The organism is Pseudomonas sp. PDM16 (assembly GCF_014851865.1).
In the GTDB taxonomy this organism is placed as follows: domain Bacteria; phylum Pseudomonadota; class Gammaproteobacteria; order Pseudomonadales; family Pseudomonadaceae; genus Aquipseudomonas.
On sequence record NZ_JACVAM010000001.1, the window covers coordinates 25492 to 39569 of the forward strand.

Genomic DNA, 14078 nt, shown 5'->3' on the forward strand with positions numbered 1-14078 from the left:
GACATCCACCCTACTCCAGTGCCACTCGCACGCTCAGGGTGGTGCCCTCCCCCGGCATGCTGTCCAAGGCCAGGTTGCCGCCGAGCATCAGCACGCGCTCGCGCATGCCGACCAGGCCGAAGGATTGTGCGCGCTGCGCGGCTGTGTCGAAACCCCGACCATCGTCACTCACGGTCAGGCACAGTTCACCGCCCTGCACTTCCAGATTCACCTCGACGGTATGTGCTTCGGCATGTCTCAGCACATTGGTCAGTGCCTCCTGCAGCACACGAAACAGACCGATGGCCTTGGCATCGGAAAGCTGCGGCAGCTGTTCCGGCACCTGAACCAGGCATGGGATATGGCTGCGCGATTCGAAGCGCCGCGCCTGCCACTCGATGGCCGAGGCGATACCCGCGTCGAGGATCGGCGGGCGCAGGGCGGTAGCCACATCACGCACCAGCTGGAACAGGTTGGCGATCAGCTTCTTCATGCTGTCCAGGCGAGCCTGCAGGCCAGGATCAAGATCGGCGTAGGCCAGCTCACACATGGAAGTCTCCAGCTTGAGCACGGTCAGCACCTGGCCCAGCTCGTCATGCACCTCGCGGGCAATGCGTGCCTTCTCTTCCTCACGCACACTCTCCAGGTGGGCGGACAGCTCGCGCAATTGGGCGCGCGACTCGGCCAGTTCCAGCTCGATGGCCTTGTTGTCACTGATGTCCCACACCACGCCGTCCCACACCACATGGTCGGCACTCAGCTGGCGCGCGCTGGCTTTGATGTCGGCCCAGCGTACACGGCCGGCACTGGTGAGGATGCGCCCCTGCCACTGCCAGTCGCCAGATGCCTCGATGGCCGCATCCTGAGTCGCGTGATACCCCGCACGGTCCTGGGGATGGACCAGACTACGAATGCCGAAGTCGGCCGCCATGATGGTCGCCGCCGGGTAGCCGACAAGTTGCTCGCTGCCCTCGCTGATGAAAGCGAAGTCCACCGGCGCACCGGGAACCGGCCGCTCCAGGCGAAACACCAGCCCCGGCACATTGCCGGCGATGCCCTTGAGCCGCGCCTCGCTCTCCTCCAGCGCGGCATGGGCACGCCGCCGCTCGGTGACGTCGGTGAGGTAGACCACCAGATACTCGGCATCGCGAAAGCGCAGGAAGCCCAGGGTCACGTCGGCCGGCATCCAGCTACCGTCGGCACGTCGGCAGTTGCTCTCGAAACTCAGCGCACCCTCCTCATGCTGACGCACGCGCTTCCACAGGTTGAGCCAGCGGTCCATGCCCAGGTTTGGCTCGAACTGCTGCAACGGCTGGTCGACCATCGCGAGGCTGTCGTAGCCGAGCATCTCCGCCACCGCCTGGTTGGCATAACGCACCCGGCTGTCCCAATTGACCCAGAGAATACCGACGGTGCTGTGGTCGAGGGAGAACTGCGCCAAACGCAGTGCCTCCTCGGCCACCTCGCGCTGGGCCAGGGTGTGCCGTGCCTCCAGCAGGCGCCGCTCCAACCGGGCGCGCTGGCGCCGCAGCACGGTCAGCAGCAACAGGCTGATCAGCAGCACCGCCGCGAGCAGCATGCTCAGGCTGCGCCAGAACTGCGGCGACTCGCCGAGGCTCGGCGTCTTGGCGGTCAGCCAGCGCTGCTGGATCTGCTCCAGTTGCTCGCCCGGCAGCTGGCGCAGCCCCGTATCGAGAATGCCGGCCAGTTGCGGCCAGTCGCGGCGCGTGCCGAAGCGCAACAGCTGCGGCAGGCCCACGTCGGCCAGCACGGTAAGCCCGGCAAACTCGCTCTCCTGGCTCAGTCGGCTGAGCTGGGCCTGATCGATGGCCGCGTAGCGTGCCCGCTGTGCCAATACCGCCCGCAACGCCTCTCGGTCGGACGACTGGGCTTGCAGGCGCAGATTGAAGTAATTGCCACGCAGGTAATCGGCGACAGCACTGGGCTCGCGCACGGCAATTGGCTCGCGATCGCCGAGGTTCTCCAGTTCCACCCCCATTTCGCCCAGGCGCTCTCCCACCAGCAAGTGCGGAACACGCAGGTAAGGGTCGGAGAACTGCCACAGGCGCAATCCTGCAGGAGTCTGCGTCAGGCCTGGGGCGAAGTCGATGCGACCGGAACGCAGGGCCTGGTCCAGGGTGGCCTGGTCCGGGTAGCTGAGCCAGCTCAGTTCGACGCCGAGCACCTTCGCCAGTGCTTCGGTCAGTTCGATGTTGAGCCCGCTCAGCTGCTGCTGACGACGCTGGTACTCGGCATAGGGCGCCTGCAGCACCACCCCCGTCCGCAGCCGCGGGTGCTCGGCCAGCCAGGCACGCTGGTCCGCATCCAGCTCACCACCGCGCGCCAGCAGCGGGCACAGCAGCATCAGCCAACAGAGCACTCGAATCCTGCGCACAGCGTCGATCCACATCATCTCGGGTCCGCTTTCTACCTTACCTGACAAACCGCGACGAAGCGCTTAGGCTGCAAGAACCTTCCCGCTACCAGAAGTGCTGAGATGCGCCGTACAGTCCTGCCGACACTCCTGACTCTGTGCCTGAGCCTCGCCTTGCCCGCCGTGGCCGAAGAAGACCCACCAGCCAATCCCGAAACGCCTGCCGAGGAAAGTGCCGCCCCCGCCGAGCCGCCACGCATACCGCTGGAGGAGCGCAGCCAGGACAGCGCCCAGGGGCTGGAGCGCCAGCTTCCCAAAGACGAGCAGCAGACTCTGCAGGCCGACCAGGAGAGTTTTCTGGCCCTGTGGAAGCCTGCCAACGCACCGGAGGCAAAGGGGCTGGTGATTCTTGTGCCAGGTGCCGACGAAAGTGCCGACTGGCCACGTGCGATCCAGCCGTTGCGTCTCAAGCTGCCTGACGTAGGCTGGAGCAGCCTCAGTCTGACACTGCCGGACAGCAAGTCCGCGCCATTACCGGAGGCCGTTCTGCCACGCACGCCGGAGCCGGTCGCCGTCGATACCGAAGCAGCCGCAACCGAAGGTGACAAGCAACCCGCCCCCGAGGGCGACAGCGCTGCCACACCGCCCACGGAGCCCACCCCATCGGAAACACCAGCGCCCCCCCCGGTCGACCCGGCCGTACGGATCTTCGCGCGCATCCAGGCCGGTATCGCTTTCGCCGAGCAGCAGGACAGCAAAAACATCGTGCTGCTCGGCCATGGTGACGGAGGCTACTGGGCCGCTCTGTATCTCAAGGAGCACAAGCCCGAGCAGATCAAGCAGTTGGTCGTGGTCGCACCCCAGCTGCCGGCAGGCCAGACGCCATCGCTGGACGAGCTGATCCCTGGCCTCAAGCTGGCGACCGGCGACTTCTTCTACAAGGACCTGGCAGCTGACCGCGGCAATGCTGTGCGGCGCAAGCAGGCTAGCAAGCGCCTGGACCACGATGGCTACACGCAGATCGCGCTCAAGGCACTGCCAGGCAACCTGGAGGCCGAGCAGGAGCAGTTGTTCCGCCGGGTACGCGGCTGGCTGGACAAACAGTAGTCGCGGGAAGGCATGGGCAGGCCGCAGCGGCCACTCTGGTGGCCGTGCCCAAGAGAACGAGCGCGGCGAAGTAACGAGCAATAGCTTGCCTGTTGGGCGATTCGCAACTTGCGCACTGGCAGCGCCAACGCCCCAGCCAAGGCCCATCAACGCAGGAGGCTTTCCGACAGGCGGCTAGCGGAAACCGCGACGCTGGCGCACCACTTCATAAGCGACCTGCAACTCGCGGGTCTTATCGGTAGCCGCGCGCAGCTGTGCTGGGGTCGCACCGGAGCCGCTCAGCTTGTCGGGATGGTGACGACTGAGAAGCCGGCGATAGGCGCGCTTAATGGTCGCCGGTTCGCTATCAGCCTGCACGCCCAGCAGGCGCATGGCAGCCTGATAGTCCCCGGCCTTCACCTCCGTCGTCTTGCGAGCCGGCTCGTACTCGTCAGCCAGGGTATCCAATGCCTCGCGCTTCCAGCCCAGCCAGCCCCCCCACATCTGGATCATCTCATACTCGCGCTCGCTGACTCTCCCGTCGGCCCAAGCCATGCGCCAGCAAGTACGCAACAACGTCTCGGCGCGTTCCGGGCGTTTGTGTAGCCCACGCAGCGCCCTGCGCAACGGTTTATCCTCGGCTTGCTTGCCACGATTGAATGCCAGCATGGCCTGACGCCGCGCCTGCTCGTCCAGGCCCAGGCGCAGCATCTCGTTGCGGGCGGCCTGGAGATGGCTGTCGAGTACCCGACCATCGCTTTTGGCCAGGCGTCCGATCAACATGAACAGCAGTTCCTCATCGTCCAGAGACTCGCGTTTGCTGCTCAGCAGATCGCGAAGATGCTCGAAGGACTGAAGACGCAATCGACGATCCAGCACCTGTCCGAGCAGCCCTCCAAGCAGCGCACCAGGGATACTGGCGACAGCCATCCCGGCGACTGCGCCGACCAGCGTCACCGGCCAGAGCATGTCAGGCCTCCGCCGCCAGCAGGCGCTCGACGTCTGCCAGGCGCTCGTGGGTACCTACATCGATCCAGCGGCCCACAAAATGCTCTCCGCTGACCCGGCCATCGGCCATGGCGGCACGCAGCAACGGCGCGAGCTTGAAGGCACCTGGCTGGCTATCGGCAAACAGCTGCGGGTGCAACACCGCCATGCCGCTATAGGTCAGCGAGGGCTCGCCAGCGACGGCGTCGCTCACCCGCCCCTCATGCAGGCGGAAATCACCGGCCTGGTGATGATCCGGGTTGTCCACCAGCACCAGATGGGCGAGGCCTCTTGGCGGCAGGCGCAGATCGGCGAACTCATAGTTAGTCCAGATATCGCCATTGACCACTAGGAAGGGCTTCTCGCCGAGCAACGGCAACGCCTTGAAGATACCGCCGCCGGTTTCCAGAGGCTCACCCTCGGCCGAGTAGTCGATACGCACACCGAAGCGTTTGCCATCGCCCAGATAGTCCTCGATCTGCTGACCAAGCCAGGCGTGATTGATCACCAGCTCGGTGAAACCGGCAACCGCCAGGGCACGCACATGAAACTCGATCAGCGGTATACCACCGGCACGCACCAGGGGCTTCGGCGTATGCAGGGTCAGCGGGCGTAGGCGCTCACCTTTGCCTGCCGCAAGGATCATCGCCTTCATGCCGGCTGTGCCTCACGCGCCGGCAGGCTTGCCAGCAACTGGCCGAGCACCGCCAGCTCCGGCCTCCGCGCCAGAACTGCTTCTATATATGAGAAGAAACGTGGCACGTCGGCCAGATACTTGGGCTTGCCGTCGCGGTGGCAGATCCGCGCAAAGATGCCGATCACCTTGAGATGGCGTTGCACCCCCATCAGGTCGCTCATGCGGTGGAACTCTGAAAAGTCGGCCGGCACCGCCAGGCCCGAGTCACGCGCCAACTGCCAGTAGCGCTCCAGCCAGCCGCGCACCCGCTCCTCCGGCCAACTGAGGAAGGCGTCCTTGAACAGACTGGTGACGTCATAGCTGATCGGGCCGTATACCGCGTCCTGAAAGTCCAAGATGCCGGGGTTGGGCTGGCTGAGCATCAGGTTGCGGGGCATGTAGTCCCTATGAACGAATACCCGAGTCTGCGCCAGGGCACTGCCTACCAGCACGTCACAGACCTGCCGCCACTGCTCGCGCTGCGCGTCATCCATCTCTAGGTCCAGGTGGCGCTGCAGGTACCAATCCGGAAATAGCTGCAGCTCGCGACGCAGCAACGCCTCATCGTAAGACGGCAGCATGTCGTCGATGGGTCTCTGCTGACAGGCGATCAAGGCATGCAGCGCCACCTCGAACAGCTCGTCGGCGTTCTCCGGGTCCAGCACCTCGAGCCAGGTTCGCGAGCCCAGGTCGTCCAGCACCAGGAAGCCGCGCTCCAGATCATGAGCAAGAATCCGCGGCACGTGCACGCCTGCCTCTGCCAGCATGGCGGCGACCTTAACGAAGGGGCGGCAGTCCTCCTGAGGCGGTGGCGCATCCATCAGGATCAGGCTGCGGCCCTCGGCCAGCCAGCGGAAATAGCGGCGAAAACTGGCATCGCTACTGGCCGGCGCCAGGCTCGCGGCAGGTACCTCGCCCCAGCCCTCACGTTCGAAAAGGGCAGGCAAACAGTCTTCCAGCCAGCTCTCCAGGAGCTGGAGACGCACATCTTGATCAGGCATTACAGGGGTCTCCGACGGCGCTAGCCGTTGCGCGGGTCATGCTTTATTATCCAGCATCTTTTTCAGCCCATCGAGAGGCGTGCGGCCCCCGCGGGTCGAAGGCGCGCAGGAAGCCCGGACTAACAAGATGGCAGTAAACCTCCCCCTGTTCCGTAAAAAATTCCCGTTGCTGGTTACCGGCGGCCTGCTGGCTCTGCAACCCCTGGCCTCGTCCTTTGTCGTCGCCGCGGAGCAGTACGACTGCTCCGCCTCCGCTACGGGCGGCTGGGCCTGCTCGCCGAAGTCCAGCGCATCCAACCCGTTGCCGCGCCCTCAGCACAGTGAGTCGGCCGTCAGCTCAGTGGCTGGTACCGGCACCACGCAGTCGAGCAAAGGCCAGGCGCAGGGCGAGCAGGCAACACTCGTCACCGAGAGCGGTGGCCGTGCTTTGAGCAGCCGCAGCGCCGATTACAGCCACCTGGACTGGGTGCCTCGCGACCAGTTGACCACCGCCCAGCTGGCAGAAGTCGGCCCTTACTGTGCAGGCTCCTATATCGAGCCGATCCGCCCGGGCATGAGCGACGATGCGCCGATGGACGAATCACCGATGTTCGTCTCGGCCAAGGCCTCTCGCTATGAACAGGAGAAGCAGACTGCAACGCTGGCCGGTGACGTCGTCCTGCGTCAGTCGAGCATGCAGGTTGAGGCTGACGAAGCCAGCCTGCATCAGGCCGAGAACCGCGGCGAGCTGAAAGGCAACGTACGCATTCGTGACAATGGCATGCTGGTGGTCGGCGACCGTGCCGAGATCCAGCTGGATAACGGCGAGGCGAAGGTCGAGAACGCCGAATACGTGATCCACAAGGGTCATGTCCGTGGCAGCGCGCTCTACGCCAAACGCGAAGAGAGCGCCATCGTCCGTCTCAAGGACGGCACCTATACCCGTTGTGAACCGGGCAGCAACGCCTGGCACCTGAAAGGCAACAACATCAAGCTGAACCCGGCCACCGGTTTTGGCACGGCGACCAACGTGACGCTGCGGGTAAAGGACATTCCGGTCTTCTACACGCCGTACATCTACTTCCCGATCGATGATCGTCGCCAATCCGGCTTCCTCGCTCCGGGCATCAGTACCTCCAGCGATACCGGTTTCTCGCTGTCGACCCCGTACTACTTCAACCTCGCGCCGAACTATGACGCCACCCTCTACCCCACCTACATGGCCAAGCGTGGCCTGCTGATGGAGGGCGAGTTCCGCTACCTGACCAAGAACAGCGAAGGCCAGGTCGGCGGTGCATGGCTGGACGACAAGGAAGACGAGCGCGAGCTGCAGTCCGACTACGAAGATCAGCGCTGGATGTACAACTGGCAGCACCGTGGCGGCCTGAATGATCGCCTGCTGGCTGAAGTCGACTACACCGCCATCAGCGACCCCTACTACTTCCAGGATCTGGACAGCGATCTGGAAAACCTGGAAACGCCAGACTTCCTCAATCAGCGTGGCACGCTGACCTGGCGTGGAGACACCTTCACCGCCCGTCTGAACGCCCACGCGTATGAGCCGACCAGCGTAATCGACATCACGCCTTACGAGCGCCTGCCCCAGCTCACCCTGGACGGCAAACTGCCCTTCCAGCCAGGCGGCCTGAACTTCGCCTACAGCACCGAGTACGTTCGCTTCGATCGTGACCTGCGCAGCGGCAACTTCGTGGACGAGGACGGCAACCCCGAGCCCTGGTACGACAACAACGTGTACGGACTCGCCCGCTCGACCGGTGATCGCCTGCATCTGGAGCCCTCCGTCAGCCTGCCGCTGGACTGGACCTGGGGCTTCATCAAGCCGACGCTCAAATACGCCTACACACAGTACGATCTGGATCTGGACTCCATCGGCAAGGCCCAGGTGGGCAACAACTTCGAAGACGCCCCCGATCGCAGCGTACCGATCGCGAGCATCGACAGCGGTCTTTACTTCGACCGCAACACCCAGCTCTTCGGCACGGCGTTCCGCCAGACTCTGGAGCCACGCGCCTACTACCTGTACGTGCCCAAGGAAGACCAGGAAGAAATCCCGGTATTCGATACCGGTGAAAACACCTTCAACTACGCGTCCCTGTTCCGCGACAACCGTTTCTCCGGTCGCGACCGTATCGGTGACGAGAACAAGCTGTCGCTCGGCGCGACCAGCCGCTGGATCGAAAACAACGGTTTCGAGCGTCAGCGCTTCAGCATCGGTCAGGCGATCTATTTCGCCGACCGCAAGGTGCAGATGCCGGACATCGACTACCGCACCCGCGATGACGCCACTGCCGACCTCTCGCCGTATGCGCTGGAGTACATGTACCGCTTCAACCGCGACTGGCACCTGACCTCGGACTTCAACTGGGACGGCGAGACGCACAGCACTCGCTCCGGCAGCCTGATGTTCCACTATCAGCCTGAAGACAACCCGAACAAGGTCATCAACGCCGGCTATCGCTATCGTAACGATACCATTCGCTACGACCAGGCCAGCGGTACCTGGACCTACGGCAGCGACTTCGGCACTCCGGGCAGCCCGAACTACATCAAGGATTACTACAAGATCCAGCAGCACGACTTCTCGGCCATCTGGCCAATCGTGCCGCAATGGAACGTGATCGCACGCTGGCAGCACGACTATGCCCGTAGCCGTACGCTGGAGGCCTTCGGCGGCTTCGAATACGACAGTTGCTGCTGGAAGCTGCGCCTGATCAACCGTTACTGGATCGACTACGACGAAACCAGTCTCAACCCCGACACCAACGAAGAGCCGGATCGCGGCATCTTCCTGCAGATCGTCCTCAAGGGCCTCGGCAACGTACTGGGCGGCAAGACCGACAGTTTCCTCGAGCAAGGCATTCAAGGTTATCGTGAACGTGAAGAACAAGCTTTCTGATTGCCTGCGCCCGCTGTTGCTGGGCGCAGTTTTTCTGGCCTCTGGCGCTCAGGCGCAGTTCCAGTCCCTCGATCGCGTAGTCGCCATCGTCGACAACGACGTCATCATGTACAGCCAGCTGGACCAGCGCCTGCGTGAAGTCGAGCAAACCATCGACAAGCGCGGCGGCCAGCTCCCACCCCAGGACGTTCTGCAGCAGCAGGTCCTGGAGCGCTTGATCGTCGAGAACCTGCAGCTGCAGATCGGTGATCGCTCCGGTATCCGCATTACGGATGAAGAGCTGAATCAGGCGATGGCCAGCATTGCGCAGCGCAACAACCTGACCCTCGATCAGTTCCGTGCGGCGCTCTCACGCGATGGATTGTCCTTTGAGGACGCGCGCGAGCAGATTCGCCGGGAAATGGTCATCAGCCGCGTGCGCCAACGCCGTGTGGCTGAGCGGATCCAGGTCACCAATCAGGAAGTGCAGAATTTTCTCGCCTCGGATCTCGGCCAGATGCAACTGTCCGAGGAGTTCCGCCTCGCCAATATTCTGATCCCGGTGCCGGAAGCCGCCTCGCCCGAGCAGATCCGCGCCGCGGCGCAGAAGACCTCTGACGTCTACGACCAGCTACGTTCGGGTGCCGATTTCGCCCAGACAGCGATCTCCAACTCCGCCAGCGAAAATGCCCTTGAGGGCGGGGAGATCGGCTGGCGCAAGTCCGCTCAACTACCACCAGCCTTCTCCGACATGATCCGTGACCTGCCCGTAGGCGGCATCACCGAGCCCGTGCGCACACCCGGCGGCTTCATGATCGTCAAGCTGTTGGAGAAACGCGGCGGCGACACTCTGGTGCGCGACGAAGTTCATGTGCGCCACATCCTGATCAAGCCCAACGAAGTGCGTAGTGAGGCGGAGACTCGTCGCTTGGTGGAGCGCCTGCACCAGCGCATCGCCTCCGGCGAAGACTTTGCCGAACTGGCGAAGAGCTTCTCGGAAGACCCAGGTTCGGCCCTCAATGGCGGCGACCTCAACTGGATCGACCCCAACAGCCTTGTTCCGGAGTTCCGCGAGGTAATGGCCAAAACCCCAAGTGGCCAGCTGTCCGAGCCGTTCAAGAGCCCTTACGGCTGGCACGTGCTGGAAGTCCTTGGCCGCCGCGCCACTGACAGCAGCGAGCAGTACCGCGAGCAGCAGGCGATGAACGTCCTGCGCAACCGCAAGTACGACGAAGAGCTGCAGGCCTGGCTGCGCCAGATCCGTGACGAAGCCTATGTCGAGATCAAGCTCTGATAGCCTGATCGACAAAGAAAGAGCCCGGCACCGCCGGGCTTTTTTTCGTCCACGCCTTTGCGCGTAAAGTATTCCCCTCCGACCCGGTATTCCTACGAGGCCGACCATGACCATTCCACGCCTGTTTGCCCTGACCCCCGGCGAGCCCGCCGGCATCGGCCCGGATCTCTGTCTACTGCTGGCCCGCGAAGCCCAACCCGAGGCGCTGGTCGCCGTCGCCAGCTGCGACCTGCTGGCCGAGCGTGCCATCCAGCTGGGCCTGAGCATCGAGCTACACTCGGTCGGGCCGAATAACTGGCCAGACAGCCCGGCTCGGGCTGGCAGCCTATATGTCTGGGATACCCCGCTGGCTGCGGAGGTCAGCCCAGGACAGCTGGATCAGAACAACGCCGCCTATGTGCTGGAGACCCTGACCCGAGCTGGTCAGGGCTGCATCGACGGCAACTTCGCCGGGATGATCACTGCGCCAGTGCACAAGGGCGTGATCAACGAGGCCGGCATTCCCTTCTCCGGGCATACCGAGTTCCTCGCCGAACTGACCAGCACCGAGCAGGTGGTGATGATGCTCGCCACCCGCGGCCTGCGCGTGGCCCTGGTAACTACCCACCTGCCGCTCAAGGACGTCGCTGCCGCCATCACTGCCGAGCGCCTGGCGCGGGTCACCCGCATCCTGCACACGGATCTGGTGAAAAAATTCGGTATCGCCAAACCGCGCATCCTGGTCTGCGGCCTCAACCCGCACGCGGGCGAAGGCGGTCACCTTGGGCGCGAAGAAATCGAAGTGATCGAGCCAACCCTGGAGCTATTGCGCGGTGAAGGCCTGAATCTGATCGGCCCGCTGCCGGCCGACACTCTGTTCACCCCCAAGCATCTCGAACATTGCGACGCGGTGCTAGCCATGTACCACGACCAGGGCCTGCCGGTGCTCAAGTACAAGGGCTTCGGCGCAGCGGTGAATGTCACCCTGGGGCTGCCGATCATCCGCACCTCGGTCGACCACGGCACCGCCTTGGACCTTGCCGGTACTGGCCGGGTCGACAGCGGCAGCCTGCAGGTCGCCCTGGAGACTGCTTACCAGATGGCCGCCGCACGCCAGGCTTAGAGCCTGGCCACTTGGCTGCTAAACTGCCGCTCTTTGCATTGCGCTTTGAGCTTGTGGCTTGAAGCTTGGAGCCGTACCCATGTCCGAATACCAACACCGCGCGCGTAAGCGCTTCGGCCAGAACTTCCTGCACGATGCCGGCGTGATCCATCGCATCCTGCGCGCCATCCACGCCAAGGAGGGTGAGCGCCTGCTGGAGATAGGCCCAGGCCAGGGCGCCCTCACCGAGGGCTTGCTGGGCAGCGGTGCACAGCTCGACGTGATCGAGTTGGACCTCGACCTGATCCCCATCCTGCAGAGCAAGTTCGGCGGCAATCCCAACTTCCGCCTGAACCAGGGCGACGCGCTGAAGTTCGACTTCAATCGCCTGGAAGCTGCGCCACACAGCCTGCGCGTGGTCGGCAACCTGCCGTACAACATCTCCACGCCGCTGATCTTCCACCTGCTGGATAACGCCCCGCTGATCCGCGACATGCACTTCATGCTGCAGAAGGAAGTGGTCGAGCGCCTGGCCGCCGAGCCGGGTGGTGGCGACTGGGGCCGCCTGTCGATCATGGTCCAGTACCACTGCCGCGTGGAGCACCTGCTCAACGTCGGCCCAGGCGCCTTCAACCCGCCGCCCAAGGTCGACTCGGCCATCGTCCGCCTGGTGCCGCACGAGACCCTGCCGCACCCGGCCAAGGACCATCGCCTGCTCGAGCGCGTGGTGCGCGAGGCCTTCAACATGCGCCGCAAGACCCTGCGCAACACCCTCAAGCAGCTGCTGCCGGCCGAGGCTATCGAGGCCGCTGGCGTGGATGGCGGACTGCGCCCGGAACAGCTGGACCTGGCAGCCTTCGTCCGCCTGGCCGACCAGCTGGCCGAACGCCAGCCCGCCGATCAAGCGGACTAAACTGCCCTTTCAGCCTGCCGAGTTTGTACAGATGGCCGACCCGCGTTACCAGATCGACGTCAGCGTCGAGACCCGCTACCTGCCGGAGCAATCCACCCCGGAGCAGAACCGCTACGCCTTCGCCTACACGGTGACCATCCACAACGGCGGCAACGAGGCAGCCAAGCTGCTCAGCCGCCACTGGATCATCACCGACGGCGACGGCCGCGTGCAGGAAGTCCGCGGTGCCGGCGTGGTCGGCCAGCAGCCGCACCTGCAGCCGGGCGAAAGCCACACCTACAGCAGCGGCACCGTGATGGCGACCAAGGTCGGCAACATGCACGGCAGCTACCAGATGGTCGCTGACGACGGCAAACGCTTCGACGCGACCATCGCGCCGTTCCGCCTTGCCGTGCCTGGAGCTCTGCACTGATGGCGACCTACGCCGTCGGCGACCTGCAGGGTTGCCTGCAGCCGCTGAAATGCCTACTCGAACGGGTCGCCTTCGACCCGGCCCAGGACAAGCTGTGGCTAGTCGGCGACCTGGTCAACCGCGGTCCGGAGTCCCTGGAGACCCTGCGTTTCCTTTATTCGATCCGCGACTCCCTGGTCTGCGTGCTAGGCAACCACGACCTGCACCTGCTGGCCGCCGCGCACAATATCGAGCGCCTGAAGAAGCACGACACCCTGCAGGAAATCCTCGACGCCCCCGACCGTAAAGAGCTGCTTGAGTGGCTGCGGCAGCAGAAGCTGGTACACCATGACGAGCAACGCGACATCGCCCTGGTGCATGCCGGCATCCCGCCGCAGTGGACGCTGAAGAAGGCGCTCAGACGCGGCGCCGAGGTCGAGGAAGTGCTGCGTGATGATGCCCGCCTGCTGCTGTTCCTAGACGGCATGTACGGCAACGAGCCGGCCAAGTGGGATAGCGACCTGCAGGGCGTCACCCGCCTGCGGGTGATCACCAACTACTTCACCCGCATGCGCTTCTGCACCGCCGACGGCACCCTCGACCTGAAGAGCAAGGAAGGCGTGGGCACCGCCCCGCCGGGCTATGCGCCCTGGTTCGCCTGGCCCGAACGCAAGGCGCGCGGGCAGAAGATCATCTTCGGCCACTGGGCGGCGCTGGAAGGCAACTGCGACGAACCCGGCCTGTTCGCCCTCGACAGCGGCTGCGTGTGGGGCGGCGCCATGACCCTGATGAACATCGACAGCGGCGAGAAATTCCGCTGCGACTGCAAGGAGATCGCCCAATGAGCGAATTCAAACGTATTCCCCCGGAACAGGCCCAGTCCCTGCGAGAGCAAGGCGCCGTGGTCGTGGACATCCGCGACCCGCAGAGCTTCGCCAACGGCCATATCAGCGGCTCACGCCATCTGGACAACCACAGCCTGCCGGACTTCATCGCCAAAGCAGATTTCGATGCGCCGCTGATCGTCTCCTGCTACCACGGCAACTCCAGTCAGAGCGCTGCCGCCTACCTGGCGCACCAGGGTTTCGCCGAGGTCTACAGTCTCGACGGCGGCTTCGAACTGTGGCGCAGCCAGTACCCTGATCAGGTATCGCAAGGCGACGCCGAGTAAAAAAATCTGCCGCGGCGCAAAGCCGCGGCCTGCGCCGCTTGCGGGTGACTTACCGACGAGCGGCAACACCTTGTCACCCTCCTGCAACGCTTGACGACCGAGAAACCGAACTACTCTTAGGACGAGGCCATCCAGAAGGGAGAGCCGGCACACCGGTTCCGGGCCATCGGTAGCGTTTTTGTGGTGTCTGGGGGATTTCCAACGGCTGAGCAGCCGTATTCCCGCGCACCCGCCCGAATGACCCGCGCCG

The 14078-nt window shown here is 64.2% G+C and carries 12 protein-coding genes; 8 read left to right on the plus strand and 4 right to left on the minus strand.

Annotated features, from left to right (window positions below; genetic code table 11):
* Positions 1-10: 10 nt before the first annotated feature.
* A complete protein-coding gene (locus IB234_RS00135) occupies positions 11-2392 on the minus strand; it encodes a PAS domain S-box protein (protein ID WP_412547889.1) in 2382 nt (793 codons plus the stop codon).
* An 84-nt stretch (positions 2393-2476) separates the two neighbouring features.
* Between IB234_RS00135 and IB234_RS00140 the strand changes: the two genes are divergently transcribed.
* Entirely contained in the window at positions 2477-3460 is a 984-nt protein-coding gene (locus IB234_RS00140; protein WP_192312196.1) for an alpha/beta hydrolase family protein, read from the plus strand.
* 174 nt (positions 3461-3634) lie between these two features.
* On the opposite strand, the gene IB234_RS00145 is transcribed toward IB234_RS00140, so the two are convergent.
* Genes IB234_RS00145 through IB234_RS00155 form a run of 3 tightly spaced genes read right to left on the minus strand, consistent with a single transcriptional unit; the run spans position 3635 to position 6103 of the window.
* Positions 3635-4408 carry a TerB family tellurite resistance protein gene (locus IB234_RS00145; RefSeq protein WP_192312198.1) on the minus strand — a complete coding sequence of 258 codons (774 nt, stop codon included), beginning with the start codon at positions 4406-4408 and terminating at the stop codon, positions 3635-3637.
* A gap of 1 nt (position 4409) precedes the next feature.
* Positions 4410-5081 carry an N-acetylmuramate alpha-1-phosphate uridylyltransferase MurU gene (gene murU / locus IB234_RS00150; RefSeq protein ID WP_192312200.1) on the minus strand — a complete coding sequence of 224 codons (672 nt, stop codon included), beginning with the start codon at positions 5079-5081 and terminating at the stop codon, positions 4410-4412.
* On the minus strand, positions 5078-6103 hold the full coding sequence (locus IB234_RS00155; RefSeq protein ID WP_192312202.1) for an aminoglycoside phosphotransferase family protein: 1026 nt from the start codon (positions 6101-6103) through the stop codon (positions 5078-5080). Before IB234_RS00155 ends, murU begins: the two co-directional genes overlap by 4 nt.
* A gap of 127 nt (positions 6104-6230) precedes the next feature.
* Here IB234_RS00155 and IB234_RS00160 point away from each other — a divergent pair, with 127 nt between their 5' ends.
* The 7 genes from IB234_RS00160 to glpE all read left to right on the plus strand — a co-directional run bounded on the left by IB234_RS00160 (position 6231) and on the right by glpE (position 13828).
* Complete coding sequence (locus IB234_RS00160; protein WP_192312204.1) at positions 6231-8999, plus strand: LPS-assembly protein LptD; 2769 nt, start codon at positions 6231-6233, stop codon at positions 8997-8999.
* The gene (locus IB234_RS00165; protein ID WP_192312206.1) at positions 8980-10272 is read left to right on the plus strand and encodes a peptidylprolyl isomerase; all 1293 of its coding nucleotides are present in this window, start codon (positions 8980-8982) and stop codon (positions 10270-10272) included. Before IB234_RS00160 ends, IB234_RS00165 begins: the two co-directional genes overlap by 20 nt.
* A gap of 106 nt (positions 10273-10378) precedes the next feature.
* Positions 10379-11374 (plus strand): 4-hydroxythreonine-4-phosphate dehydrogenase PdxA, encoded by a 996-nt coding sequence (pdxA, locus tag IB234_RS00170; protein ID WP_225580189.1) that lies wholly within the window; start codon positions 10379-10381, stop codon positions 11372-11374.
* A 79-nt stretch (positions 11375-11453) separates the two neighbouring features.
* On the plus strand, positions 11454-12266 hold the full coding sequence (gene rsmA, locus IB234_RS00175) for a 16S rRNA (adenine(1518)-N(6)/adenine(1519)-N(6))-dimethyltransferase RsmA (RefSeq protein WP_192312208.1): 813 nt from the start codon (positions 11454-11456) through the stop codon (positions 12264-12266).
* Between the two features lie 31 nt (positions 12267-12297).
* Positions 12298-12678, plus strand: a complete 381-nt coding sequence (apaG, locus tag IB234_RS00180) for a Co2+/Mg2+ efflux protein ApaG (RefSeq protein WP_192312210.1) — start codon at positions 12298-12300, stop codon at positions 12676-12678.
* The gene (locus tag IB234_RS00185) at positions 12678-13502 is read left to right on the plus strand and encodes a symmetrical bis(5'-nucleosyl)-tetraphosphatase (protein ID WP_192312212.1); all 825 of its coding nucleotides are present in this window, start codon (positions 12678-12680) and stop codon (positions 13500-13502) included. Before apaG ends, IB234_RS00185 begins: the two co-directional genes overlap by 1 nt.
* On the plus strand, positions 13499-13828 hold the full coding sequence (gene glpE / locus IB234_RS00190; RefSeq protein WP_192312214.1) for a thiosulfate sulfurtransferase GlpE: 330 nt from the start codon (positions 13499-13501) through the stop codon (positions 13826-13828). Before IB234_RS00185 ends, glpE begins: the two co-directional genes overlap by 4 nt.
* The last annotated feature ends 250 nt before the right edge of the window (positions 13829-14078 follow it).